Source organism: Flavobacterium nitrogenifigens, from assembly GCF_003254565.1.
Taxonomy (GTDB): Bacteria; Bacteroidota; Bacteroidia; order Flavobacteriales; family Flavobacteriaceae; genus Flavobacterium; species Flavobacterium nitrogenifigens.
In genome coordinates, this window is the sequence record NZ_QJRI01000162.1 from 16,890 (window position 1) to 39,111 (window position 22,222).

Sequence of the window (22,222 nt, forward strand, 5' to 3'; positions counted from 1 at the left end):
AGGCATATCATTAGCATTTATTAAAAAACTTAAAAATGGACAAGACAATAGACCAATTATCAGCAGATAATATTAGAGCTTTAGCAATATCAATGGTTGAAAAAGCAAATTCCGGACATCCTGGAGGATCAATGGGAGGAGCAGATTTTATGCACATTTTATATTCTGAATATTTGAAATATGATCCAACTGAAATGAACTGGATTTTTAGAGATCGTTTTTTTATGGACGCTGGGCATTTATCTGCATTAATGTACGCCCAATACTATCTTTTGGGAAATTATGAAAAAACAGATCTTGAAAATTTCAGACAATGGGGTTCTGTAACGCCTGGCCATCCAGAAATTGATGTAAAGAGAGGTATTGAAAACACATCCGGTCCATTGGGACAAGGGCATGTTATGGGCGTTGGAGCTGCCATTGCCGCTAAATTCCTATCTGAAAAATTCGATAATTTATTTGATCACAAAATATATGGTTTTATAACAGACGGAGGCATTCAGGAAGAAATTTCGCAGGGAGCAGGAAGGATTGCAGGACATTTGGGATTAAACAATTTTATCATGTTTTATGATTCCAATGATGTGCAATTATCATCCATGACTGACGAAGTAACGAGTGAAAATACAGCCGCAAAATATGAATCTTGGGGATGGAAGGTCATAACTATTGATGCTCACAATCATACCCAGATACGTTCTGCGTTAAACGCAGCAAATGCCGAATTAAAAAGGCCTACGCTTATTATTGGAAGGACAATTATGGGAAAAGGCTGCGTAACTTCTGAGGGCACATTATACGAAGGGCAATGTGAACTTCATGGCAAACCTATCGGGGCAACAAAAGCAGACTTTATAAAGACACTTGAAAACTTGGGCGCTGATCCACAAGATTCTTTTGCCATTTACAGCAGCGTTGAAGGCCATTATCAAAAAGTTTTAGAACAAAAAACTAAGGATGCTGCAGAAAAGAAATCAAAAATTTTGGCGTGGGAAAGCCAAAATCCTGAATCTGCTATAAAAATCCAGCAGTTCTTCAGCGGAGAACTTCCTGAAATGGACTTCAGTTCTATATCTCAAAAAGCTAATGCGGCAACACGCGATGCTTCTGCGGAGGTTTTAGGCTATTTGGCTGAAAAAATAGAAAACATGATTGTTTCTTCTGCTGATTTGTCTAACAGCGATAAAACGGACGGTTTCTTGAAAAAGACTTCAGTGATGCAGAAAGATAACTTTAGCGGAGCATTTCTTCAAGCAGGCGTCGCCGAACTTACAATGGCCGCAATTGCAAATGGAATGGCTCTGCATGGCGGAGTAATTCCTGTTGTAGCCACTTTCTTTGTTTTTTCTGATTATATGAAACCAGCCATGCGTCTTGCTGCAATTCAGGAGCTTCCTGTAAAATATGTGTTCACGCATGATTCGTTTAGAGTCGGAGAAGATGGGCCAACGCATCAGCCGATTGAACAAGAGGCTCAGATCAGGCTTTTAGAAAAAATTAAAAACCATTCTGGCCGTCAAAGCTTTTTGGCACTGCGCCCAGCCGATGCGGCTGAAACTTCGGTAGCTTGGCAAATGGCTGTTGAAAATAAAACAACTCCTACAGCATTAATCCTTTCAAGACAAAACATCAAAGATCTTCCGTACAAGGATCCAAAATTTGCAGCTGCATCACAAGCTAAAAAAGGGGGATATCTAATTAAAGAAAACCAAAATCCAGATCTTACTTTGATCGGAAACGGATCTGAGGTTGCCACTCTTTTAGAAGCAGCCTCTGAATTGGAAAAAACAAAACAGTTAAAGATAAATGTTGCTTCCATTATTTCTGAGGGCATTTTCAGATCTCAACCAAAAGAATATCAAGAAAGCATTATTCCAAAAGACGGATTGGTTTTCGGTCTGACAGCCGGTCTTTCTATTAATCTTGAAAGTTTAGTGGGTTCTCGAGGAATTGTCTATGGTTTAGATCATTTTGGCTACTCAGCTCCAGCTTCAGTTTTAGATCAAAAATTTGGATTTACGGCTGAAAATATTAGCAATGAGATTGTAAAATATTTAGGAATAGCACATTAGAATTGCCTTCTATTTTGCCACAAAAAAGTAAGCCTATTTTATTTAAGTTATTGGCTTAATTTTTTATGCAACAAAAAGCCAGGCCAGTTTGAATAAAAATTATAATTAAGAAAGCTGTTTTTTCATTGTTATAAAAGCCCTTGTGTAATTTGAGCATCGGGTACAAATAAGATACAAAACAAAAAGCCTGCAAATTTTCTGCAGGCTTTCCAAAATAATCCTATTTATTAAATCTCTGATCCGCTTCCCGCTGCATTTCCGACATGGTTTTGATCCTCCCGGATTTGATCCACTCCAGCAGTTCTGACCTTATAAAATAAAGTTTCTTGCCCTTCTTGTTGGCGGGCATTTCCTTTCGGCATACTTTCGAATAGATGGTGGCCACCGATAGATTCACGAGCTTTGAGGCCTCCAGAATGGTCATTAGGCCCGGATCAAAATCCTCAGGAGGCTTATTGTCCCTGATCTGTTTTACCATACGCTCAATGCTCTCCACACGCATCACAAGGGTTCCGAGTATATTGGGAAGATCCTCAAAAGCAAAAGGCTTCATGGCTCCATTAATTTACGCAGTTCAAAATCAAAAAAATATATCCGGCTTGCCCTTGTCTTCTTAAAAGAAGGCTCATAGCGCAGGTATCCGTACTCATCGAGCTCCCGAAGGCATTTATGGTAGGTGCATGCGGAAGATATCTTAGCCGTGGGCGCCAATTCCCTTCTGAAGACTTCAACAGGATTGGCAAAGCCTTTGGCAGACCTGAACTGCAGAAGGGCCGCATAAAGGGCTATATGCGCCGTGCCGATGCGCCCGTCCTTTTCAATGGCAGAAAAAAAGTCTGCCAAGGGTTTCACGCTTTCCATAATCCATCAATGATCACCTGAGTTAAATCGACGGCGATCTTCTTTTCGCCTTCTTTTCCTTCTTCTCCCCCAAATCATCTTCCTTCCCATCAGCGCTCTTCTTCTCCCCTTTGGAGATATCTTCCTTGGAATCCTTCTGCTTCTGCTCCTGGCTTTGCCTGTCATTGATGCGAAGCATCGATTCGTCATACACCCTGATGGTCTTGAACTGCGGATTGGCCTCCACAAACCTTCTCTTTTCCTCGCCATTGACAACAAAAGTGACCGATTGGATATTCCCTTTTTTAAGCGAACCAAGCAGACTCTCTTTAGACTCGGGTGTCTGAAGCTCCTTAATGGAATGCTTCTCCAGAGCCGCCTGAAGATTATAGCCGTAATTCTGGTGGTAATGGTTCATCTTAAAATTTCCGTTTGGCTCGGCATCCTTAAAGTCCAAAGAAATCCAAGAATTATATTTCTCGCCCTCCTTGGTCATAAGATCCTTATTGACCGATCTTCCTTCCAGCAGATTAAAAGCCTCCTTCATTGTAAAATTATTATCCTTTCCCATATAGAAGATCTGCTCCAATGTATGTGGAGCCCCTTCCTTGGAGAGCATGGCCTTATAGGAGTTGAAGAAATACAGATCGCTCCGGTCGGATTTCTTAAAGCTCAGCTCGCATTTAAAGGCGCTCTTCTCAAAATTGGCTTCATGGAGAACCGTAAATTCCTTTTCCCCTTTTCCCAGCTGCTCTTTTAATATGGGCTGCAGCGCTTCCCCAAAACCAGCATACTTGATCTGGTCTGCCAAAAATTCTAAATTCTTCTCATTCATGATACTTCCATTTAAATTATTCTCTAAAAATTCTTTCCTTTCTCTTTCGCCCCTGGCAAAACCAGTTATATCAATCGCCTCAATAGAGGACAGGTCAATTCCGCTTTGCATAAGCGCATTTAAATCATGTATCAGCGACTTTACAGGCAGTCTCTCAAAGTATTCTGCATCGTTAGCCATTACAGCACAATATTCCTCTGCTTGCTGCGGATCGCGAAAAAACTCCAGCGTATCACTGTTATTAACCTGATCAATATTAAAGGCAACATCCGTGTAGCCGAGATAAGCCATTTCTTGGGCGTAACCCAGCATCATTTCACTGTCACTTAAGTCGATTGTCATAGTGCTGCTATTTATTTTTATAAATCTGAACTACAGTGAAAGCATTTTATCTGCCATGTTTTTAATGTCAACATCCAAGTTTCTTCCGCCATTCTTTTCAATAAGCTGAATTGTGAGGTATTTTTTCTCAGGAATGGTAAATTTGCCAAAAGCAAAAACTTTTACAACCTGAGATTTATCAGGTATAACCAGCGAAGCTGAAGTTGCATACAGCGGCACCATTTCAATTTCCTGTGAGGCTGTCCGTTTTGATTTCCTCTGGTCTCTTATAAAAAACCGAATCTGGTCGATGTCATAATTTATTTTCGATTTGTTCTCCAATGCTATCCTGAAATACATAACATCCTGGCTTATAAAAATGCCATTGACTTCAAGGCCCATTTGAAACTTTGAACTTTTAATCCCGCTTGCTTTTTTCTTTTTGCCTAATGCAAGCCAAGCCCCCTGTTCGATCTTTTTCTGATTATCGTTCTCACGAGAGAAAAGGATATCTTTATTAACTGCGATGCCATCTTCCGCCTTAATATTTAAATCGGAGCAGCCGTCATCGTAATTCAGGACAAACACGTATAGCCTTCCATCTGAAGTTACAGCTGTTAGATTGGTCTGAAAAAAATACGGTTTGGCAGCCTTAATCAGCAGTACATTCTCCACCCCTTTTGCTTTTTGCACCAGCACATCTGCGCTTCCCTTATCTATGCTTTTAATGGCATAGGGAAATACTATGCTTGTGGTTTTAGAAAAACCAATTTGGAGATTTTTGTAATGATCTTCATAAAATGCAGTTTCATTTCCTGATCCCTGAGGGTAAGCTGAAATACCGGCAAGACATGCAAGCAGCAGCAGATAGATTATTCTTTTCATCTCTTCTTTCTTTTAAGGTTTTAAATTCTTTTGTTTTTCATCATATAATAGCACCCTATAACCTGCTTTTACAAGCACTTTAATGAGTTTCACTTTTTTACTGAAAAGGCTTTTTGCCGCTTCAATTCCCATCTCTGCCGCCTGCGCGCCCCATGAATCCGAAATTCCGGCAAGACCGAGACTCTGGATGGAACGGTCCGCCGATGCTTTGGCAGCATCCCTGCTGATCGCCCCAGGAATATAGATGCCTTCAATCCCGTCAATATCGTAAACAGCCAGCTCGACAGGAAATATGGAATTACCATACTGTATGTTTGCAATCTTTACCTCAAGCCTCTCGCCTTTTAAAGCTGCAGTTCCGTACAGGAAAGTATTCTTGGGTATCGCTGTTCCCTGCAGGAAAACATCATGCGAAAGTCTTAATTTGACCATCGATCCGTTGACAATAGTCAGTGTCTGATGCACAACCGCTTCAATGGAATTCTGGATCTCTTCAGCAGCCTTCACTTCGTCCAGAGAATAAAATGCATTTGTTTTTACAGGATTCTGCGCATTGGCATTCCGCTCAAGGGAGCTCATGATGTTCTCCGGCGCTTTTTTCTGCACTTGATATATTTTTCCCTTTTTACTGTCAGATGATTCTTTAAGCCTTTCCTGCACGCGCTGCGGATGCTGTATATCCAAAATATTTTCCAGCATACCGCCTAACTGCTGAAGTTCAGGATCAGGTTCCTCAGAAGTGCCCATTTGCGATATCATCTGCTCCAAGTTTTTTATCGCATCCGGTTCGCTTTTTGATGCCCCATAGTTTTCAAACTCCCGCATATCCTGGCCATAAGCATTAGGGACAGCAGGCTGGCTGATTGCCTTTTCAAGAGCCCTAAGCTTCTCATAAACTTTCTGCTCATTGCGGTCCTGAAAAGGCTGCGAATTAAAAGCCGATCTGCTTTTTGGAAGCATGCTGGAGTCAAAATCATCCGCAGAAAAAGGACTGGCTTTATCTTCAGAGCCTTTATCATCAAAATAGTTGGGATCTTTCTTTATCTGCTCCCGCAGTTTTATAGAATCCGCTGCCGCCTGATCGTAATAGCCCATCTTGTCCAATGCTGAGTCTCCTTTAAATTTAGGCAGCGGCAGATTAAAATTAAATCCTTTCTTTTCAGCATTCTCCCCTGTTTTAACTTCCATTCGTCCTCCTCCTAGGCAATAGAATAGGAATGTTAGAAACGGAAGCGTTATAAGAGGCAGCATTAAAAGCAATTTTCTCTTTTTAGACTCCTTTAGCGATATTGTTTTCTCTTGCATAATTTTAGTTTTTTAAGTTGATTTTCTTAGTTTTTAAAACTTCTGGAACCCCAGCCTCTTTATAAAATGCCCTGTACAGATTGTAGATCAGAAGCCCTGATGTTAAAACCGTAAATAATAGCAGTGCCCATATGAGCTGTCTCTTTGAAAGGCCACCTGTGAATCCTTTCATTTTTTCAGCCCATCTTTTCTGCGCCAGCAGATAAAACTTGTGATAAACCATTGGCTCAGTGCGTTTTTTAAATAAAGATTTCATATGAATTTTATTTTCTGGTTTCAGCCGAGATATCCTTATTTTCAACAGTATTAAAACGCTCGATCAGAAAACCGTGCGGATTATTGTCGCTTCTGGATACATTTCGAAGCGCACCTTCAGTAATCAGGCTTCTTTTTATAATGCTGGTAGTGCGGATAATGTTCTGTCTGGCATAACATCTAAAACGGTAGGGATATTCTCGGATATCAATGCTCACACTATCAATCTGAATGGTCTGGCTGATGTTCCCGGATATAATTCCTGAATAAAAATTATTTTCCTTCAGATCATCATAAATGCGCTTGGCGCTGTCGTCTGCCAGATACAGCGCTTTTGTGATATTGGCTTTAATCACTTTATCGTCAGGGTCAAGGGTAAAGAAAAACTTGTGAAAGGTTTTCACATGATCCCTGGCTTCCACAGTCACATTATCCTTTCGATCTGACGCATAAGCTTCAAGCGCTTTGCCATTGGCCAGAATATACACTTTGTCCTGCATCATCCTTACGGTCTGGAAACTTTTATACAGTGCATAACAGCACACTGCCATACACCCAACAATTACAAGCATTGTAAAACCTCTCACATATCTGAAAGCGGCATCTATATTTTTCATTTTAGCAAACATGGGATGTTGGTTTTAAGTCTGTTTGGAATTTCCTTTGAGCTTATCATTCATGTAATTTCCCTTCTCTTTAAAATAGGGAGCATTGCCTGCTGATGAAGACATGCTCTGCGACATTTGCCCAGCAGCATTTCCCATTGCATCCATTGCCATGCCAACCCCATGCGAGGTTTTGGCAATTACTGAATTGGCAGAACTGCCAAGCATACTGGTAACTTTTTGGCCAAGAGCTCCGCCCCCGGCTGCATGGACAATATAATTGGCAACTGACGGAACAGTGAAATAGCCTATGATTCCAATAATCATAAAAATGAGGTAAGCCATATCGGTCCGGCTAAAAAAGGTGTCTCCACTTGCCTCCACCTGCGATAAATCCAGTTTGAGCATCAGTTCCTGAATTTTCCCAATGATGCTTCCAAAAATATTCGCAACGGGAAGCCATAAATAAATGTTTATGTATCTGGCAAGCCAGACGGTGAGGGTATGCTGAAACCCGTCAAATACAGCTATGCCAAATACAAGCGGCCCTAAAATGGAAAGCACTACAAGTTGGAATGTCCTAAGGGTATCAATGCACAAAGCCGCTGCTTCAAATAATACTCTGAGCACCTCGCTCATCCATTCCTTAACAGAATTCCGAAAATTATAGGATGCTTTCTCCATGGCAAATTTGACATCGTTTCCGATACCGGCAATCAAGCTCTCATCGGAAGGATCTTCATCATGAGTATATTTATACCACCTGTCACGGTCCCCGGTACCGGAAACCCCTACATACATCCGCCATGGATCCGTTTCTCTGATTGCTTTTTCCTTTTCTTTCAAAAGAACTGCCACAGCATTATTGGATCCTGTCACCATAGCGGCCGTAGCAGTTACAGTCGGTTTCATAACCCCGTTGATAAGAGCAAGAACAGATGGAAAAATCATGATGCAGAACCCAATCGCAAAAGGTCTGAACAGGGGATAAAAATCTATAGGTTCAGCGTTTGCAATATGACGCCAGACTCGGGAAGCAATATACCAGATCGTTCCAAAACCAGCTATCCCCTGCCCTACAGCCAAAAGATTACTGCACAAGGGCATCATCTCATCATAAAGCTGGTCCAACACGGAGTGCAAACTCTGCATATCATCTCCGACGCCTTGAGCATGAATAGCAAAAGGCATAAACACTGCTGCATTTAAAAACAGAATTCTCTTTAAAGATTTATCTATGTTCATCGCATTAATTTTTTAAATCAAGAAGTTCTTTGGAAGCATAAACATCTTTCTTTTCCTTTGCTCTCTGCAGCACCAGCATGCTTGATGATTTATTAAAGCCTCTCAAAAACAACAGTTTATCCTGCATCTCCATATAAATAGTATCAATTGCCAGAAGCCTTTCATCGTCTGACATTCTCAGCTTATCAGCTGTAATTGCCATAGTGAGTTCATCAAGGTTTCTTAAACTCTGGTTCAAAAGGTTTCCATAAACTTTCTCAAAATAATTGATCTCCTGCTGGCTGAAACTTTCACTTTTTATAAATCTGGAAAGTCCTTTTTTGCTTTCTTTTACCAACAATATCTGGAAGTTCACGATATCTCCTATCTTTTTGTAATTCTTGACCGTTGGGCTTACCTGCATAAGGGCATCCAAGAATGTTTTATGAAGGCTGAAATTTCCTTCAGTCATATCTTTAACTGTTTTGTAGCCTCCTGAAAGCAGCTCATAACCCTTTTTCATATCGCTGAGAATCTTTTTGAACTGCGAGAGTTTTTCAATGTTTAAGATCAGCTGCTGGATTTCTGCCGACTGCGCATTTATGCTGCTTGGGATAAATCCAAAAAAGACCAGAAATACTAAAATCAATATCCTTTTCATGGCGTCAATTTTTAAGTCCGTAAATGCTTTGTGCGGATTCAGCACTTCTTTTTTCATGAGATTTTGACAATGACAGTAACTTTGCTTCATTGCTAAAAGACAGACAGAAATCGTAATTCTCAACCATCGTTTTATGCAGCCCATCAATACGCGCTATTCTTTGGTCATCTTTAAGCTCCAGTTCTGAATCAGTTGTAAGAACCAGAAGCTGGTCCAAAGTTTCATTGCAGCTTTCCAGCAGCCTTTCAAAAGAACGCGCAATATAATCGAGCTCATTTCCCTGAAATAAATCATCAGTCTTGAGTTTAGCATAAGTGCTTTTATACATTTTCACTATCTTAAACTGCAAGGAGATGATCTCTGCTGTTTTATAATAGTTTCTCACCCTCGGATTAATCTTCAATAACGATGTAAAATAATCACCATGGAGATTAACTTCTCCCTTCTTTACATCACCAATGAAATTCAGACTTTTCGAAACAGCTGAATATCCTTTTTTAGCATAATCCATGTAAACCTGAAGTGCAGCAATCTGCAGCAGCAGTTCCTTTCTCTGCCTGGCCTGCGCGTGAATTCCTTGACTTAAAAGAAATCCCGTGAAGAGCAGTATGATTACTTTTTTCATAATATTTAATTTTATTGCGGAATTCCGTAAAATTCTTTGACTTGATTTGCATCAGCTTCTGTTTTAGCCCTCTGGAGGCTAAGCATTATATTCTGCCGGTTAAACAGCATCAGGTCATCATAATTGGCGTTGATTTGGTCTGCAGCTCTATTGATAATTTCCAGCCTTTTCAAATCACTCATCTGCGTTGAGAAAGAATCCAGGATTAAAAAAATTTGGTCGATGTTCTTAAGGCTTTCTTCCAGAATTCCGGAATAAACGCGCTCCATATACTGTATCTCGCTTTCTTTAAAATGGGCATCCTTTTTAAAAAGATTCCATGCCCTTTCATATTCGTGAACCAGTCTGGTCTGTTTTTTAGTGACATCCTTTATCCTCTGATAATAGGTTATGATTGATTTTACTTTGGCGAGTTCCTCGTAATAGCCTTTGTAAAGTTCTTTCTGCTTCTGGGTCCAGTCCGATATCTCATCGAGCTTTAATTTTGACAGGACATTTTCAACTTTTTTCTGTGCATTCTGAAGCCATATGGTCTTATTCTGCAGCCTCTGGATCCTCAGATCAATTGCTTTTATAACTTTCTTTGTTACTGCCTTTACAATTTCCAGTATCGGCAGCACTGCAGCCGTTTCAGCAGGTCTCACAGGGGTGCTGATAAGCAGCAGGCAGACCGCACTGGCAATTAATCTCTTTTTCATTTTTCCTTTTCATTTAATTGTTTTCCTTCCCTCATATCCTGAGCCATTGCGGCTATTCCTTTTTTGATGTCCCCGCCAAACTTCTCGGCGTAGGCATTCATTTTCACTTTCTCGCTTTCTTCAGTAGTATATGCCAGATATTCCTCCAAGGATACCTCGGTTCTATACACTTTAGAAAGCATGCCACCAAGGGAGATAAAAACTTCTTTGTACTTCTTATTGGGATCATTGGCCTTGTTTACCGAAAGCACAAGCGCTTTTTCTTTCTCGGTCAGTCCCAGAAGCTCCTGAATCTGATCAAACTTGTTCTGGTATTTGCTCTGGTCCAAAAGGATCTTGCAGTCGCTGTTATTGATGATGGCCTGTTTTACTATGGGAGAAGAAATAATATCCTCCACTTCCTGCGTAACCACAACTGCCTCTCCAAAGAACTTCCTTACCGTTTTAAACAAATACTTAATGTATTCTGCCATTCCTTCCCTGGCAATTGCCTTCCACGCCTCTTCAATGAGTATCATCTTGCGGACACCTTTCAGTTTTCGCATCTTACTGATAAATACTTCCATAATAATGATGGTCACAACTGGAAAAAGAATCGGATGGTCTTTGATATTATCCAATTCGAAGACAATAAGCCTTTCTTTCAGAAGATCCAGATTCTCTGTTGCATTTAACAGATAATCAAACTCACCTCCTTTATAATAGGGACGCAATACATATAGAAAGTTATTCACGTCAAAATCCTTCTCCTTTACCTTATCATCCGACAGAATCAAAACAAACTCCTCTTTCAGAAATTCATAAAAGCTGTCAAAGCATGGGAAAATATCCGAATCGGCATCCAGCGTTTCATAATACAGCTGTAGGGCATTTGAAAGCGCCACATACTCGCTTCGGTTAAAGGTTTCATCGTCTTTTTTCCACAGCGCCAAAAGCAGCGTTTTAATGCTTTCTTTTTTCTCGGTATCCAGAGAGTCCCCTTCTGAAATATAAAAAGGGTTAAAGCGTATCGGATTCTTTTCATCGTACGTGAAATAATAGCCACCCACCATATCGCAGAGCCCCTTGTAGCTGTGCCCGACATCCACCAGCACTATATGCGTTCCCTGCTCGTAGTAGCTTCTCACCATATGGTTGGTAAAAAAGGATTTTCCGCTGCCCGAAGGCCCGAGTATAAACTTATTGCGATTCGTGCAGATTCCCATCCTAACAGGCTCATCGCTGATATCCACATGAACCGGTTTTCCGGTCAGCCTGTCTCCAAGCCTTATACCGCAAGGACTCAGCGAAGATCTGTAGCCAGTCTCCATGTTCAGAAAACAGACCGCCTGCTCTGTGAAAGTATCAAAAGTGTCATTCATTGGAAAATCCCCTTCATTGCCTGGAATTCCAGCCCAATAAATCTGGGGGGCTCCAACCGTTTCCAGCTTGGCGGCCGCATCCATCTGGGCAAGTGCTGATGACACCTTGTTCTTAATGTCCTTGAGCTCTTCTTTATCCGTGCTCCATGCCAGCACATTAAAATGGGCCTTTACGGGAAGCCTCTGCTCAGACACGACTTCATTCAGGAAATCATTAGCGGCATCTCTGGCAATCATATTTCCCCTGCTGTAAGCCGACAACGACTGGAGCCGAAGCCTCTTGCTTTCCAGCTTCCTAATGGTTTTCTGAGCATCCTCAATAAAAATGTACTGGCTGTAGATATGATTGCACGACAAAAGCTGCCCTAAAGCTGATGCAAATCCTACGCTAAATTTGGTTCTATCAGTCGAATAGCGGTCAAAATTGATTCTGGATCCGCATAGGCCCGGCAGATCGGCCGCATCGCCAAGAGTAAAAAGCTGGCAGCGTTTATCTCCCACTTCCAAGCCTTCATCAAATCTGATATCGCTGAAAACAAATGAATCTTCCCGCTCCGATAAAAAACAATACTTTTCCACCAGCCCGATCCTTCTGCTCCCGCTTCTAAGCCATTCATTTTTCATACGCACCAGCTTTATGAATCCGCTGTCCTCCATGATCCTTTTAAACTGGCCGCAGACATCTGTAAAGTCCTGCAGCAGCTGCGGTTTTAAAGTTTCCTCGGGAACTATGGAACTCCTTAGCAGATTAGAAAACAGCGAGGTTGCATTTCTCCTTCCCTGCGGCTTTTGGGTCAGCATAATATAGCAGGAATGATCCAGAAAAGGCCTTTCGTTAAAAAAACGCTCGCTGCTTTGGCTCAGAAAACTGCTGTCCCCGCTTGAGAAATCAGCTTTATATTTCCTTTCTAAAAACCAGTCCTGCTTATGGAAAACGCAAAACTTCGGCAGCACCTTTAAAGCTTTTATCCACGACTGGTGGAAAGCTTCATATTCCTGATCCGAAAGCGTAAAAATCTCAGGCAGCTCCGCCTTAAAAACTAAAGTTATATCCCCTTGTTTTGACAATATGCAGTCATGCTCCACTGCCATAATCGGCAGGAGCTCTTCCATCCTCTTCTCCATCCCTTCCTATAAATTAACGTTCTATAGCTACAGCTTTATATAAACGCCCCTGCTGCGCACCTTCACGCAGTTGGGAATGCGCTTTGAGGCAATGGCTTTCATCAAGCCATGCTCTCCATATCTGGCGCTCATCCTATATATCTTAAAAACCAGAAAGGCCCCTGCAATTCCGATAAGCCCAACACATGCAAGGGAAGGCATCCCTGCAATAAAAAGCGCGGCAAAAAGTATCATAAGCGCCACTATTCCAAAACCTAAATACCAGATATACTGCGCTTTGAGCCCTTTAAATTCAATGCTTTGATTAATGCCCTTATTGATCCTGTAAACGCTGTTTGCCATCAGACCCCAAAAAAGGATTTAATGACCGTAGCCACCACCACTAGAAACACGCAGCTGCCAAACCATGCCGCGGCGACCTTTCCCGTATCGGGATCGCCCGCATTCCACTTCTGGTACACCTTCACCGCTCCGATAAGCCCCAATATGGCTCCCACAGCGTACATCAGTTCGGTGCCCGCATCAAAGTAGCTGCGCACCTTCTGGTTGGCCTCATTGATGCCCGCCACCCCATCCTGGCTGTAAAGAGCCCCTGAATAAAGCATCAGCAGGGACAGTGCTAAAGCGCCCGATATATTTTTAAGCCTTCTCCATAAGAATTTCAATCTCCAATTCCACCTTTTCATCTCCCATCATTTAAATTAAACCATCACTTGAAATAAAAGCAGAGAAATGCCGCTGCTACAGCTTCTATCTCCTTGTCACAAACCGCCATACCGCACTAGAGCGAACAGGGGCATTCCTCTGCATAAGATTTACGCGCCGCTCTCCCAGAGGCCGTCCATCTCTTGAGCGCTGAGCTCAAAAACAGGATATCTGCGGCTCTTCAAAACCATAAGGGAATTTATTTTTTCACGCAAAGCGGACTGCTTCACAAAAGGGTATTCAGACAACACAAACTGCAGATAATGTTTGAATTCCGTTTTGGACACCCCTCTAGCATCGCTTTCATCAAATGCATACAACAATTTGGAATACAGCTCTTTTACATCTTCAAGCGTACTGAAAGATTCTTTGAACTCCGCAAAGGGGCTATCGCTTTTCATGTCCTCTGCAGCCAAAGATTGGCGCCTAACCCCCCCTTTCAAAATCGAAATGAACTTCTTCGGATAGTACCGAAAGATTACAAAACCGTACCACAAAAAAAGAAAAACAACAGCTGCAATCATAAAAGCCTTCCATGAAACATCTCCAAGCATAACCATCCTATTTAACATTATACATCCTTTTCCGAAAACTGGAACCATTCCGATTTCATTGCAGGGCAAAGGAACAATTACGCAAGGCCTCCTGCAAGTACAACTTTTTCTGTGCCTTTCAGTACCCCTCCGATTTCAACAGCCTGCTTTATTCCATGGCAAAAAAAAACTCCCGGAACATTCCAGGAGTTTCTGCGTACATATGCTTTTAAATTTAATGGCCGAACTGCTTCCAAAATCAGAGCAGGCTCCCAACTATCGAAAGCAATGGCGGATTTACGGATTACTTGCGCTTCTTCCTCTGTCTGCATCTTCTTCTGGCCAGCCTAATTTTCAGCCTAAGATTATCATAAAGAATCCCTATGGCCAGAAGCAGCGCGGCGGACAATAGGGCCACGATCCCAACTTTGGAATACAGCAGGCCTCCTGCAATGCCTCCCAGAAAGAAAAAGCCGATTATCGTAAAGCGGAGCCTAATGGAGGAAAACAGCCTGCGCCTTGATTGCGCATCCCTATAAAAAAACAGCTGGGAGAGCTCGATCCCTAGATCCGTAAAGAGCCCTGTGAGATGGGTTGTCCTCACCACAGCATTGGAAATTCTGGTGACCAGCGAGTTCTGCAGCCCCATGGCAAAAAGCCGGCAGCATTGACTGCTCCCGCAACAAAAGACAGCAGTGAGGCAATCTGCAGATTGTGCTTCGAATTTCTTTTTCTGCCCTGATGGATAAACATTTTTTATAAATCTTTTTTTCAGGCGCAACAAGCAGGCACCCGATGCATTGAGAAACGGTGCGTTCCCTTTCCGGCAGCGCCTCCCCAAAAACTTTTATTATTTCCGAAGTTATGCCAATAACTGATTTTTGGGGATGCCGCAGGATTCAAAAATAGCTGGTTGTAGTTAATCTGAACAATGATTAGATCTTTCAAAAAGAAGCCAGAGATTAGAAAAGCTAATCTCCGGCGGCTATAATAACAAAAAAGTCCGATTTTAGTGCTCCTTGAAATTCTCCTAAAAATCGCCCTTAATCCCATGAACTTCAGATACGAAAATAATATAAAAATCCGAACTATTTTTTTGATTTAAATCAAGTTTAAGCCCAGTGGAAAAAAGGTTCGAATGGACTTAAAAGAAAACTGAAAAACAAATTCCCATTGCTTTAAGCGATAAAAAAAGCCTTAAGCCCATTTATCTTGATCGGATGATGTACAGCTCGTTTGGCCCGTAAGCTTTGCGCCTCACCAAAAAGCTTACACAGGAGATTTTTTGAAATTCAGCCGGCACCCGGTAAAGGCTTATGCCCAGTTCATAATCGTTTCTTTCATATCTATTCGAGAAAAAATTCCTGGCCGACACTTCCCCATCCTTAAGCTTCAGAACTTCCTTCTGCATCTTTAAACCAATATAGGCAGTGCCCTGCCAGGCCATATTTCTGCCCGGTCCGTTGGGGCTGCCAAGCCCCCTAAAAGGATTCAAGCTAAGGGTGCAATTCTCTTTATGAAAGTGCACCACGCTGACCGCTTCATTTTTAGCGCCGAGCACGTCCTCCAATTTCACGCAATGGCCAAACTCGGTCTGCTGCCCCATTTCCTCTGCAGATTCCATTTTTGAAAGCAGGACGCCCTTCGCATCAAATATATAGGTGCAGTTCCTAATTATGGCCAGGCTCTTCTGCTCATCATAATACTGATGCTTTAAAGGGAGAATGAATTTATGGTTTACAGTGTCAAAATTTATCCTTTCAGACAATAGGTCCTGGGGAACAGCTTTTGAGACGGGAACAAGGGCATAATTCTCCGCGCTGATGCCCATCCGGTAATCTTTATAGGCGGCATCATACCGCATTTTTCCATACAATGCCGATAGCCAGTAAACTGCAGCACACAGTATGAAAAGCGCAGCTCCCAATAAAAGCATGGTTATCCTTCTTCTTGCCATCAAATTGGCTGTTATGGTTATCTATTCTATAAGTTCCCTTTAGGGTAAATTCCTATCGGCAGCTCTTCCTGATCTCATCGAGGATCCTATTGGACCTGTTGAAAATAATCTCTTCCTCCCCGCCGCCGTTTGGCCTCCAATGCTCCGAGGTTATGGCTTTATTTCCGCTTTTATAGGTCCTTCTTGAGACCAATGCGCTTTTCATTGCGTCTTTGGTCTCGATATCCGCTTTCGTCCCTAAATATTTCGCCGCAACTTTTGGCATTTCCCAAAAGCATTCCGTCCCATCACCAATGTCTATTATTCTGCTTTGGGAATCTTTCGGAAACAGCCTGTTGAGCCAGAACTGCTTTTCATATTTCGCATAGATCGGAACGGCGTTCAAATAAAGCCGATACCCAGCATAATGTTCTGTAAAATCACTGTCCGCAATATAATTGTAATAGGCAATGGCTTCAATGGACTGCCATGCCATAAAACAGCTCTTGTCAAACAGCGGCATTTCAACTGTGATTCCCCTATCATCGGCAGACAGCCTATTTCGCCTCTTCCGCATCAGTTTGAGCCGCTTTTCGGAAACCGCAGCCCCAAATATCAGACCATGGATTAAAGCCAGCGCAAAAAATGCGGATAGGCAGACGGCTATCCAGCCTGACAGGCCGATATCCCATTTTAATTGAGCGGCAAAAAACAGCGGCAAAAATCCTGGAATTGCGAATATTAAAAGCAACGCAATAAAAACGCCTAAAAATCCATATCGCGGTTTTGGACTTAGAAGCTTTAGCATCGCTGCTTGAGAAAACCATCCTGAAATGCCCCTAAAAAGAATCGATAGCGCAACAATGATAAAAACAGCAGGAATTATAAGAGGGCCTACTGTTCTGGTTCCGCTTTTCAGATCAAAAAAGGCCATTGCCAGACCTGCTGCCAGCATAAAAATCCCAGCGGCCTGCTTAATTTTTCTCTCATTCAAATCCATACAAGCTTTTCAATAACATGCATTCCGTTTTCCAGTAGCGCTCCATTTCAGCTCTTCCTATTCTTCAGCAATCCGATTGCCGATCCATTAAGAACCGCCCTCAGTGCAATGCAAATTTCAGAAAAAAGACAATCTGGATTCAGCCCAATATAAATTAGCCCGGAACAATCCGATATCCGCAAAGGTTTTAGATTGATTCGCGTCAATGGACCAGGGCATAGTAAAAAAAAGATATTGGAAACAGAAGAAGTGCAGATCCGCTAAATCGGCCTTTTTGCCGCTATGCGCTGCAGGCCTAAAATGGTGAGGCAGCTTTCATCGGTATCGGAATCTATGGCAGCAAGCCCAAAATTTTCCAATTCCAATAAGGCTTCCATGATTTTTGTCTCATTTTCAATACCGTTGGCCGATGAAAACCAAGAGGAAGAAGGGCTGCTAAGCGCTTCGGCCATCTCTTCAAAACTAAGGCTTCTGGGATAAGCGCTGCCAAGAACGATCAGCATCTGATCTAAAAACTCGCTCTTGTTCTGCTTCTTGCCTATATTCGTCTGATCCATATCTTTTTGCATTTAAAACCATAAGTGGCTAATATATAATTTATATTCCGATATCATCGGCTTTATCCGAATTAAAAGTTGGCGACATTGGCCAGCTGCTGCAAATCCAGAAGCTATATCCTTCTGTCTTCCATCCAGCTAAGCCTCTCATCTTTAAAATCATAAAGCACCCTAGCCAGGGTTTCGTTAATGGTGCCCACCATATTGGCCAGACTAAAATCATTTTTTTATCAGAAAATTAAGCCGTAAATTGTACTGGAATAATTGGGTGGCAGTTATTTTTGAGAACAGAAAAAAGAAAAATGTTTTTGGTACCCTACGCATTGGCTCCAGAGGTTAGCCGCTCTAATCTCTGGTTTCTGCCCCCTAATTTAATTCATCTGCAGCCAATTATCAGACCCTATATTGAACGCTTCAATGAGCCCAAAATCAAAAATAGACAAAGGGCGTTTGCTTTGCGAAGATTTAAAAAGCCCCTGAAAACATAAGTCTTCAGGGGCTTCATAATTTAAAACATTCGGCAATTGGTCACTGAAACCTTTTTATAAATTCCATCATATCGCCAATGGTCTGTATCTCTTCTTTTTGGGTATTGCCCAGCGCTCTGGCCTTCTCAATATGCAGCAGGCTGCTTAGCATGGCTTTCTGAAGCCCGTTTAAGGGATCCCCGCTGGTGTCCGGTTCAGGAAGCAGCTCCCTTAAGTCAATCCCTGACGGAATTTCAGGCCAATCTGCCCTTTTCTGATTAGAAAAAACTTCTGTAAATGGCAAAACCTCAGGATCCCTGTCCCTATCGGTCAGCGGATCCATCTGCCATTTCTGGCAAACCGTCTTTATGAATGAAGTGTGCTCAAATTGTCCGCTGACTACCGTCTGCGGCTGGATATAGGAAGACACCATTATCATCGGAACGCGCACCCCTAGACGGTCAAAGCCGAAACCGCACTCGCCTTTCATGCCAGCAGCAGGCGGTACCGTACCTGGCGGCGCCACATGGTCATAGCAGCCTCCGTGCTCGTCATGGGTGATGATGAAAAGTATCTTGTCCCTTTTGGGGCTTTTTCTGATGGCATTGTACACTTCGCCGATGAGCTCGTCTCCCAGCTTCACCGTCCCGACAGCCAATTCATGGTTCACTGCCGACGGATGCTGGTCATTGTGCTTATGCAGAAACTGGGGTTCCACAAAGCAGTATTGCGGCAGGGTGCCAAACTCCAGATCAAAGAAAAAATCGAGATGCCCGTGCGTATTGTCTTTTCCCTCGCCGGTTCCATTGACTATATAGGTCAGGCTCAAAGGCGCAATAGGCGAATAGACCTTCCATGAAACATTATTATCGTTCATGCGGTCAAAGATGGTCGGCAGCGACCAGACATCCTTTATCCATGAATCCATCCCATGCAGATCGCCATCAATGCCTGGAAAACCTGTTCCATCCTCACCAAGGGGATTAATTACTTTTCCCCCTGAACTTGCCGCATGCCAGAATGCCCGATTGCAGTAGGTCTGGCTCGGCACCGAACAGTACCAGTGGTCAAAAACCGCAAACTCTTTGGCTAAAGTGGCCATTGCAGGAATCTGGTCCGGCTCAAAGCACTGCATGATCACCTCATACTGTTCATAGGTAGGATTATCAATGCTGTAAGCTGACCTGAGCGTATTTTCGTAATCGTTGACAAAGCCATTCATGCTGGGCTCGCCCGGGGAAGCCGGCAGATTATAAGGCGGTGCCATTTTATAGTCAGCCGCTCCTACATTGCTCTCAGGGATGATGGAATTGAAAAGCTGCGTATTGACATGAGGGTATTCCTCACCCGGATCCGGATAGGGCATCGAGTAGCTCACCGCCCGCGAAGGGGAAATGTCCGTTTTCTCTGGATAGCCCGCCGCTCTGGCTGGAATGGGGTTCGCATAGTCAATATTGGGATTATAAAGCCCTTCAAAAGGCTTTTCAGGTGGCAGTTCGCCATTTTTATAGAGATAGCCTAACAGATTGTCAAATGAGCGGTTCTCCAGCATAAGCACCACAATATGCTCAAAAGTTTCCAGTCCGTCAAATTGGTTTGCATTTTCCATATTCCAGCTGTTTTTTTAAGTTACTAAATATAAGTAAATTACGGCAATTAAAGCCAAGCCTGCGCAAGTAGTTCTACCTGTTTTAAAAGCTGGCCCCAGAGGCGCACTTATCCTAGCTTGAAATTGCTTTACTCCTAAAAAAGAATGGCCGTTTTATCAGTCTTTAACCGCTTCAAATTTAACTCTTGGGTGAATAGGTCCAGCCATAAATCCAATCAAGCCTTTGGATCTGCCTGCCTATAAAAAAACCGATTAAGCGGTCACGAAACCATGCTCCCATTGGATTGCTCCTGGTTTTAGAATCACCAGTTTTTCTGGCGCTTTTTATTATTTTTTCTACTCTGGGCTGGCGTTCAGACTGAAAAATCTGAAACGCAGTGCTGTAGTCGCCATGCAATTTTAATGACTCGGCAATTGCAATTGTGTCTTCTAGAGCCAATGACGCTCCCTGTCCAATATGAGGAGAAATGCCGTGCGCCGCATCTCCAATAAGGCAGACCCTGCCTTTATGCCAATGCAGAAGCTTAGGCACATCGTAAATCGGATAGGCAATAATCTCATGGCTATTTTTTATAATTTTAGAGAACAGAGGATCATCATTTTTATGGACATCTATTAAATGTTTCTGAATTTCGGCTTTTAGCGTTTTTTCCATTTCCTGCCGCTTTGGCTGCAGCTCTCTAAAGTAATTGTTGAACCACCAGACTTCCCCCTTATCAGAAACCGAATAGGCAAAAAATCCCCTTTCGCCAAAAGTCATCTGTATTGAATCCAACGGCTCTGAAAGTTCAGGAATCTTCGCATAGCCGCCAGTTGAGATAAGTTTGGTGTATTTGAGAGCGGAAACTCCAGGAAACAGCTGTTTTCTAACCTCGGAAAACATTCCGTCACAGCCTATCATAATATCGCCTACGGCTTCAGTTCCGTCAGCAAAATATGCGGTCACTTTTCTGTCTGCCTCACTATACCTTAGAAATTTTTTATTATAGTTTATTTTTATACCTGCAGCTTTTGCCGCCATTCGGACATATCGGTTCAGGTTTGCCCTTTTAATCTGAATGGTCTCTGCTCCATACTGCTGCTTCTGATAGGCCGTGCCCAGTTCTGCTATCTGCCTTCCTTTGGAATTAAAAAATTTCATCGAACCGGGAGCATAATCTTCTTTGAGCAGCTTCAAATCAACAAATTCTTTCAATACATTCAGACCATTGGGAGTGACGCCTAAAAAGGCGCCCTCTTTTATATTCTCTTCTGATCTCGATTCAAATATTTCAGGCTCAAAGCCTATTTTTTTCAGCTGTAGAGCCAGTATTGGCCCTGCTGCGCCCGCGCCTATTATAATCGCTTTTTTATCCATTGCTTTTCTATTTGATTTATAATCCGTTTTATTCCTTAAATAATTAGCGCAAAACACTGATCCAGCAATACCCTGAGTTTCCCCATTGTATCTCTTTTCCTGCAAGCCATAGCTTCAATAATCCTTCTGTGAAGCATCAGTCTGCAGAGTTTTTTCTAAATTTGCTATTGTCTGTTCCCTGCTTTGTCCCACTATGCAAAACTATCAAGCTTGCAGAAAACGGAGTTGCAAAAAAAGGAGTCAGGCTGGCAAATTAAGGAGCAATGGGATTTGAATTAAAAAATGATAAAAAGGCGCTTGAAATAGCCTTTGATGAAAATGATTTTAGCAATCACGGCTTCAAAGAAGACGTTTTTGAAATGAACCTGCCTTTTGGGCAAGTAACGGGCAGGCAATGGCTTTTTGACGGCATCAAGATTCTATATTCTGAAACTAATCTTGACAGCCCTGTCGAACTGGACTGGAAAGGAGATACGGAATTGGTAGCCATGCATTTTAACCTCCAGGGAAGAACCTCCATCAAACAGGATGGAATGGACAATTCTTTTGAGCTGAATAAAAATCAGCACAATTTATTCTATGGCACCAATGCTGAAGGCAAAATGAAATTTGATGAATTGCGGATGAAGTCATTTATGATTCAATTCGAAAAGAATTCTTTTTTGAGAATGTCCAAAGACGGGAATGAATCCCTTAAAAGGTTTGCCGGCAAAATAGCTTCGGGAACCCCTTCGGCTTTTTCAAATTCCAATCTCAATATCAATCTGCCCATACAGACCTGCATCAATTCTATTTTGAATTGTGAGTACTCCAGCGGATTAAAAAGATTGTTTCTTCTATCCAAAACAATTGAGCTGCTTGTTCTCCAGGCGGAATCATTCAATGCTTTTCAAAATTCAAAATCCCAATACATAAAACATGATTACGACAAAGAGCGGATCGTATTTGCCCGCGATTATCTGGGTAAAAATATTGAGTCGCCTCCCACACTGGCAGAATTGTCCAAAATAGCAGGAATAAACGAATACAAGCTGAAGCGGGGTTTTAAAGAAATGTTTAATCAGACAGCCTTCTCCTACCTGTCTGACTTGCGTTTAGAGCTGGCAAAAAACGATCTGCTTGACGGCAGAAAACTGGCTTCTGAAATCGCATTTGAATTGGGCTACTATTCATTGCAGCACTTTAGCAATGCATTTAAAAAAAAGTTCGGCATTGCCCCAAGTCAGGTTAGACGCTCTAGATAAGT

26 protein-coding genes are annotated in these 22,222 nt (G+C 42.4%); 2 read left to right on the top strand and 24 right to left on the bottom strand.

Annotated features, from left to right (window positions below):
- Positions 1 to 35: 35 nt before the first annotated feature.
- Positions 36 to 2,072, top strand: a complete 2,037-nt coding sequence (locus DM397_RS03635; protein WP_111376237.1) for a transketolase family protein — start codon at positions 36 to 38, stop codon at positions 2,070 to 2,072.
- A 220-nt stretch (positions 2,073 to 2,292) separates the two neighbouring features.
- On the opposite strand, the gene DM397_RS03640 is transcribed toward DM397_RS03635, so the two are convergent.
- The 24 genes from DM397_RS03640 to DM397_RS03750 all read right to left on the bottom strand — a co-directional run bounded on the left by DM397_RS03640 (position 2,293) and on the right by DM397_RS03750 (position 20,976).
- Positions 2,293 to 2,625 (bottom strand): helix-turn-helix domain-containing protein, encoded by a 333-nt coding sequence (locus DM397_RS03640; RefSeq protein WP_111376238.1) that lies wholly within the window; start codon positions 2,623 to 2,625, stop codon positions 2,293 to 2,295.
- The gene (locus DM397_RS03645; protein WP_111376239.1) at positions 2,622 to 2,933 is read right to left on the bottom strand and encodes a hypothetical protein; all 312 of its coding nucleotides are present in this window, start codon (positions 2,931 to 2,933) and stop codon (positions 2,622 to 2,624) included. The genes DM397_RS03640 and DM397_RS03645 overlap by 4 nt, the downstream gene beginning before the upstream one ends.
- A gap of 22 nt (positions 2,934 to 2,955) precedes the next feature.
- Positions 2,956 to 4,089, bottom strand: coding sequence for a hypothetical protein (locus tag DM397_RS03650; RefSeq protein ID WP_239457787.1), 1,134 nt, complete (start codon positions 4,087 to 4,089; stop codon positions 2,956 to 2,958).
- Positions 4,090 to 4,119: 30 nt separating this feature from the next.
- Positions 4,120 to 4,953, bottom strand: a complete 834-nt coding sequence (traN, locus tag DM397_RS03655) for a conjugative transposon protein TraN (protein ID WP_111376240.1) — start codon at positions 4,951 to 4,953, stop codon at positions 4,120 to 4,122.
- Between the two features lie 12 nt (positions 4,954 to 4,965).
- Positions 4,966 to 6,258, bottom strand: a complete 1,293-nt coding sequence (gene traM / locus DM397_RS03660) for a conjugative transposon protein TraM (protein ID WP_111376241.1) — start codon at positions 6,256 to 6,258, stop codon at positions 4,966 to 4,968.
- 4 nt (positions 6,259 to 6,262) lie between these two features.
- Positions 6,263 to 6,514, bottom strand: coding sequence for a hypothetical protein (locus DM397_RS03665; protein ID WP_111376242.1), 252 nt, complete (start codon positions 6,512 to 6,514; stop codon positions 6,263 to 6,265).
- 7 nt (positions 6,515 to 6,521) lie between these two features.
- Positions 6,522 to 7,142, bottom strand: a complete 621-nt coding sequence (traK, locus tag DM397_RS03670) for a conjugative transposon protein TraK (protein WP_111376243.1) — start codon at positions 7,140 to 7,142, stop codon at positions 6,522 to 6,524.
- 12 nt (positions 7,143 to 7,154) lie between these two features.
- Positions 7,155 to 8,363 (bottom strand): conjugative transposon protein TraJ, encoded by a 1,209-nt coding sequence (gene traJ, locus DM397_RS03675; protein WP_111376244.1) that lies wholly within the window; start codon positions 8,361 to 8,363, stop codon positions 7,155 to 7,157.
- Between the two features lie 4 nt (positions 8,364 to 8,367).
- Complete coding sequence (locus DM397_RS03680; protein ID WP_111376309.1) at positions 8,368 to 9,003, bottom strand: TerB family tellurite resistance protein; 636 nt, start codon at positions 9,001 to 9,003, stop codon at positions 8,368 to 8,370.
- Between the two features lie 4 nt (positions 9,004 to 9,007).
- Positions 9,008 to 9,628 (bottom strand): hypothetical protein, encoded by a 621-nt coding sequence (locus tag DM397_RS03685; protein ID WP_111376245.1) that lies wholly within the window; start codon positions 9,626 to 9,628, stop codon positions 9,008 to 9,010.
- An 11-nt stretch (positions 9,629 to 9,639) separates the two neighbouring features.
- Positions 9,640 to 10,326 carry a conjugal transfer protein TraI gene (locus DM397_RS03690; protein WP_111376246.1) on the bottom strand — a complete coding sequence of 229 codons (687 nt, stop codon included), beginning with the start codon at positions 10,324 to 10,326 and terminating at the stop codon, positions 9,640 to 9,642.
- Entirely contained in the window at positions 10,323 to 12,812 is a 2,490-nt protein-coding gene (locus DM397_RS03695) for a TraG family conjugative transposon ATPase (protein WP_111376247.1), read from the bottom strand. The genes DM397_RS03690 and DM397_RS03695 overlap by 4 nt, the downstream gene beginning before the upstream one ends.
- A gap of 27 nt (positions 12,813 to 12,839) precedes the next feature.
- Positions 12,840 to 13,154 (bottom strand): DUF4133 domain-containing protein, encoded by a 315-nt coding sequence (locus tag DM397_RS03700; protein WP_111376248.1) that lies wholly within the window; start codon positions 13,152 to 13,154, stop codon positions 12,840 to 12,842.
- Complete coding sequence (locus tag DM397_RS03705; RefSeq protein WP_239452901.1) at positions 13,154 to 13,417, bottom strand: DUF4134 domain-containing protein; 264 nt, start codon at positions 13,415 to 13,417, stop codon at positions 13,154 to 13,156. Before DM397_RS03705 ends, DM397_RS03700 begins: the two co-directional genes overlap by 1 nt.
- A 210-nt stretch (positions 13,418 to 13,627) precedes the next feature.
- On the bottom strand, positions 13,628 to 14,071 hold the full coding sequence (locus tag DM397_RS03710; RefSeq protein WP_142479119.1) for a hypothetical protein: 444 nt from the start codon (positions 14,069 to 14,071) through the stop codon (positions 13,628 to 13,630).
- A gap of 77 nt (positions 14,072 to 14,148) precedes the next feature.
- Positions 14,149 to 14,382, bottom strand: coding sequence for a hypothetical protein (locus tag DM397_RS03715; protein WP_111376250.1), 234 nt, complete (start codon positions 14,380 to 14,382; stop codon positions 14,149 to 14,151).
- The gene (locus tag DM397_RS03720) at positions 14,355 to 14,891 is read right to left on the bottom strand and encodes a YoaK family protein (protein WP_394364554.1); all 537 of its coding nucleotides are present in this window, start codon (positions 14,889 to 14,891) and stop codon (positions 14,355 to 14,357) included. Before DM397_RS03720 ends, DM397_RS03715 begins: the two co-directional genes overlap by 28 nt.
- Complete coding sequence (locus tag DM397_RS23770; RefSeq protein ID WP_162615457.1) at positions 14,822 to 14,998, bottom strand: hypothetical protein; 177 nt, start codon at positions 14,996 to 14,998, stop codon at positions 14,822 to 14,824. The genes DM397_RS03720 and DM397_RS23770 overlap by 70 nt, the downstream gene beginning before the upstream one ends.
- A gap of 259 nt (positions 14,999 to 15,257) precedes the next feature.
- Positions 15,258 to 16,007, bottom strand: coding sequence for a hypothetical protein (locus DM397_RS03725; RefSeq protein WP_142479120.1), 750 nt, complete (start codon positions 16,005 to 16,007; stop codon positions 15,258 to 15,260).
- A 52-nt stretch (positions 16,008 to 16,059) separates the two neighbouring features.
- Entirely contained in the window at positions 16,060 to 16,986 is a 927-nt protein-coding gene (locus DM397_RS03730; protein WP_111376252.1) for a PTS sugar transporter subunit IIC, read from the bottom strand.
- Positions 16,987 to 17,246: 260 nt separating this feature from the next.
- A complete protein-coding gene (locus tag DM397_RS03735) occupies positions 17,247 to 17,543 on the bottom strand; it encodes a hypothetical protein (RefSeq protein ID WP_142479121.1) in 297 nt (98 codons plus the stop codon).
- A gap of 40 nt (positions 17,544 to 17,583) precedes the next feature.
- Positions 17,584 to 17,766: a hypothetical protein gene (locus DM397_RS23775; RefSeq protein WP_162615458.1), complete on the bottom strand. Its 183-nt coding sequence runs from the start codon at positions 17,764 to 17,766 to the stop codon at positions 17,584 to 17,586.
- A gap of 305 nt (positions 17,767 to 18,071) precedes the next feature.
- On the bottom strand, positions 18,072 to 19,619 hold the full coding sequence (locus DM397_RS03745; RefSeq protein WP_111376254.1) for an alkaline phosphatase family protein: 1,548 nt from the start codon (positions 19,617 to 19,619) through the stop codon (positions 18,072 to 18,074).
- A 178-nt stretch (positions 19,620 to 19,797) separates the two neighbouring features.
- On the bottom strand, positions 19,798 to 20,976 hold the full coding sequence (locus DM397_RS03750) for an FAD-dependent oxidoreductase (protein WP_111376310.1): 1,179 nt from the start codon (positions 20,974 to 20,976) through the stop codon (positions 19,798 to 19,800).
- A 263-nt stretch (positions 20,977 to 21,239) separates the two neighbouring features.
- Between DM397_RS03750 and DM397_RS03755 the strand changes: the two genes are divergently transcribed.
- Positions 21,240 to 22,220 carry an AraC family transcriptional regulator gene (locus DM397_RS03755; RefSeq protein WP_111376255.1) on the top strand — a complete coding sequence of 327 codons (981 nt, stop codon included), beginning with the start codon at positions 21,240 to 21,242 and terminating at the stop codon, positions 22,218 to 22,220.
- Positions 22,221 to 22,222: the final 2 nt, after the last annotated feature.

Bases quoted from the DNA above. Each gene is read 5' to 3' on its own strand.
- DM397_RS03635 (WP_111376237.1), top strand. From the start codon at position 36: ATGGACAAGACAATAGACCAATTATCAGCAGATAATATTAGAGCTTTA.
- DM397_RS03640 (WP_111376238.1), bottom strand. From the start codon at position 2,625: ATGAAGCCTTTTGCTTTTGAGGATCTTCCCAATATACTCGGAACCCTT.
- DM397_RS03645 (WP_111376239.1), bottom strand. From the start codon at position 2,933: ATGGAAAGCGTGAAACCCTTGGCAGACTTTTTTTCTGCCATTGAAAAG.
- DM397_RS03650 (WP_239457787.1), bottom strand. From the start codon at position 4,089: ATGACAATCGACTTAAGTGACAGTGAAATGATGCTGGGTTACGCCCAA.
- traN (WP_111376240.1), bottom strand. From the start codon at position 4,953: ATGAAAAGAATAATCTATCTGCTGCTGCTTGCATGTCTTGCCGGTATT.
- traM (WP_111376241.1), bottom strand. From the start codon at position 6,258: ATGCAAGAGAAAACAATATCGCTAAAGGAGTCTAAAAAGAGAAAATTG.
- DM397_RS03665 (WP_111376242.1), bottom strand. From the start codon at position 6,514: ATGAAATCTTTATTTAAAAAACGCACTGAGCCAATGGTTTATCACAAG.
- traK (WP_111376243.1), bottom strand. From the start codon at position 7,142: ATGTTTGCTAAAATGAAAAATATAGATGCCGCTTTCAGATATGTGAGA.
- traJ (WP_111376244.1), bottom strand. From the start codon at position 8,363: ATGAACATAGATAAATCTTTAAAGAGAATTCTGTTTTTAAATGCAGCA.
- DM397_RS03680 (WP_111376309.1), bottom strand. From the start codon at position 9,003: ATGAAAAGGATATTGATTTTAGTATTTCTGGTCTTTTTTGGATTTATC.
- DM397_RS03685 (WP_111376245.1), bottom strand. From the start codon at position 9,628: ATGAAAAAAGTAATCATACTGCTCTTCACGGGATTTCTTTTAAGTCAA.
- DM397_RS03690 (WP_111376246.1), bottom strand. From the start codon at position 10,326: ATGAAAAAGAGATTAATTGCCAGTGCGGTCTGCCTGCTGCTTATCAGC.
- DM397_RS03695 (WP_111376247.1), bottom strand. From the start codon at position 12,812: ATGGAGAAGAGGATGGAAGAGCTCCTGCCGATTATGGCAGTGGAGCAT.
- DM397_RS03700 (WP_111376248.1), bottom strand. From the start codon at position 13,154: ATGGCAAACAGCGTTTACAGGATCAATAAGGGCATTAATCAAAGCATT.
- DM397_RS03705 (WP_239452901.1), bottom strand. From the start codon at position 13,417: ATGCTTTATTCAGGGGCTCTTTACAGCCAGGATGGGGTGGCGGGCATC.
- DM397_RS03710 (WP_142479119.1), bottom strand. From the start codon at position 14,071: ATGCTTGGAGATGTTTCATGGAAGGCTTTTATGATTGCAGCTGTTGTT.
- DM397_RS03715 (WP_111376250.1), bottom strand. From the start codon at position 14,382: ATGCAGACAGAGGAAGAAGCGCAAGTAATCCGTAAATCCGCCATTGCT.
- DM397_RS03725 (WP_142479120.1), bottom strand. From the start codon at position 16,007: ATGGCAAGAAGAAGGATAACCATGCTTTTATTGGGAGCTGCGCTTTTC.
- DM397_RS03730 (WP_111376252.1), bottom strand. From the start codon at position 16,986: ATGGATTTGAATGAGAGAAAAATTAAGCAGGCCGCTGGGATTTTTATG.
- DM397_RS03735 (WP_142479121.1), bottom strand. From the start codon at position 17,543: ATGGATCAGACGAATATAGGCAAGAAGCAGAACAAGAGCGAGTTTTTA.
- DM397_RS23775 (WP_162615458.1), bottom strand. From the start codon at position 17,766: ATGATTTTAGTCTGGCCAATATGGTGGGCACCATTAACGAAACCCTGG.
- DM397_RS03745 (WP_111376254.1), bottom strand. From the start codon at position 19,619: ATGGAAAATGCAAACCAATTTGACGGACTGGAAACTTTTGAGCATATT.
- DM397_RS03750 (WP_111376310.1), bottom strand. From the start codon at position 20,976: ATGGATAAAAAAGCGATTATAATAGGCGCGGGCGCAGCAGGGCCAATA.
- DM397_RS03755 (WP_111376255.1), top strand. From the start codon at position 21,240: ATGGGATTTGAATTAAAAAATGATAAAAAGGCGCTTGAAATAGCCTTT.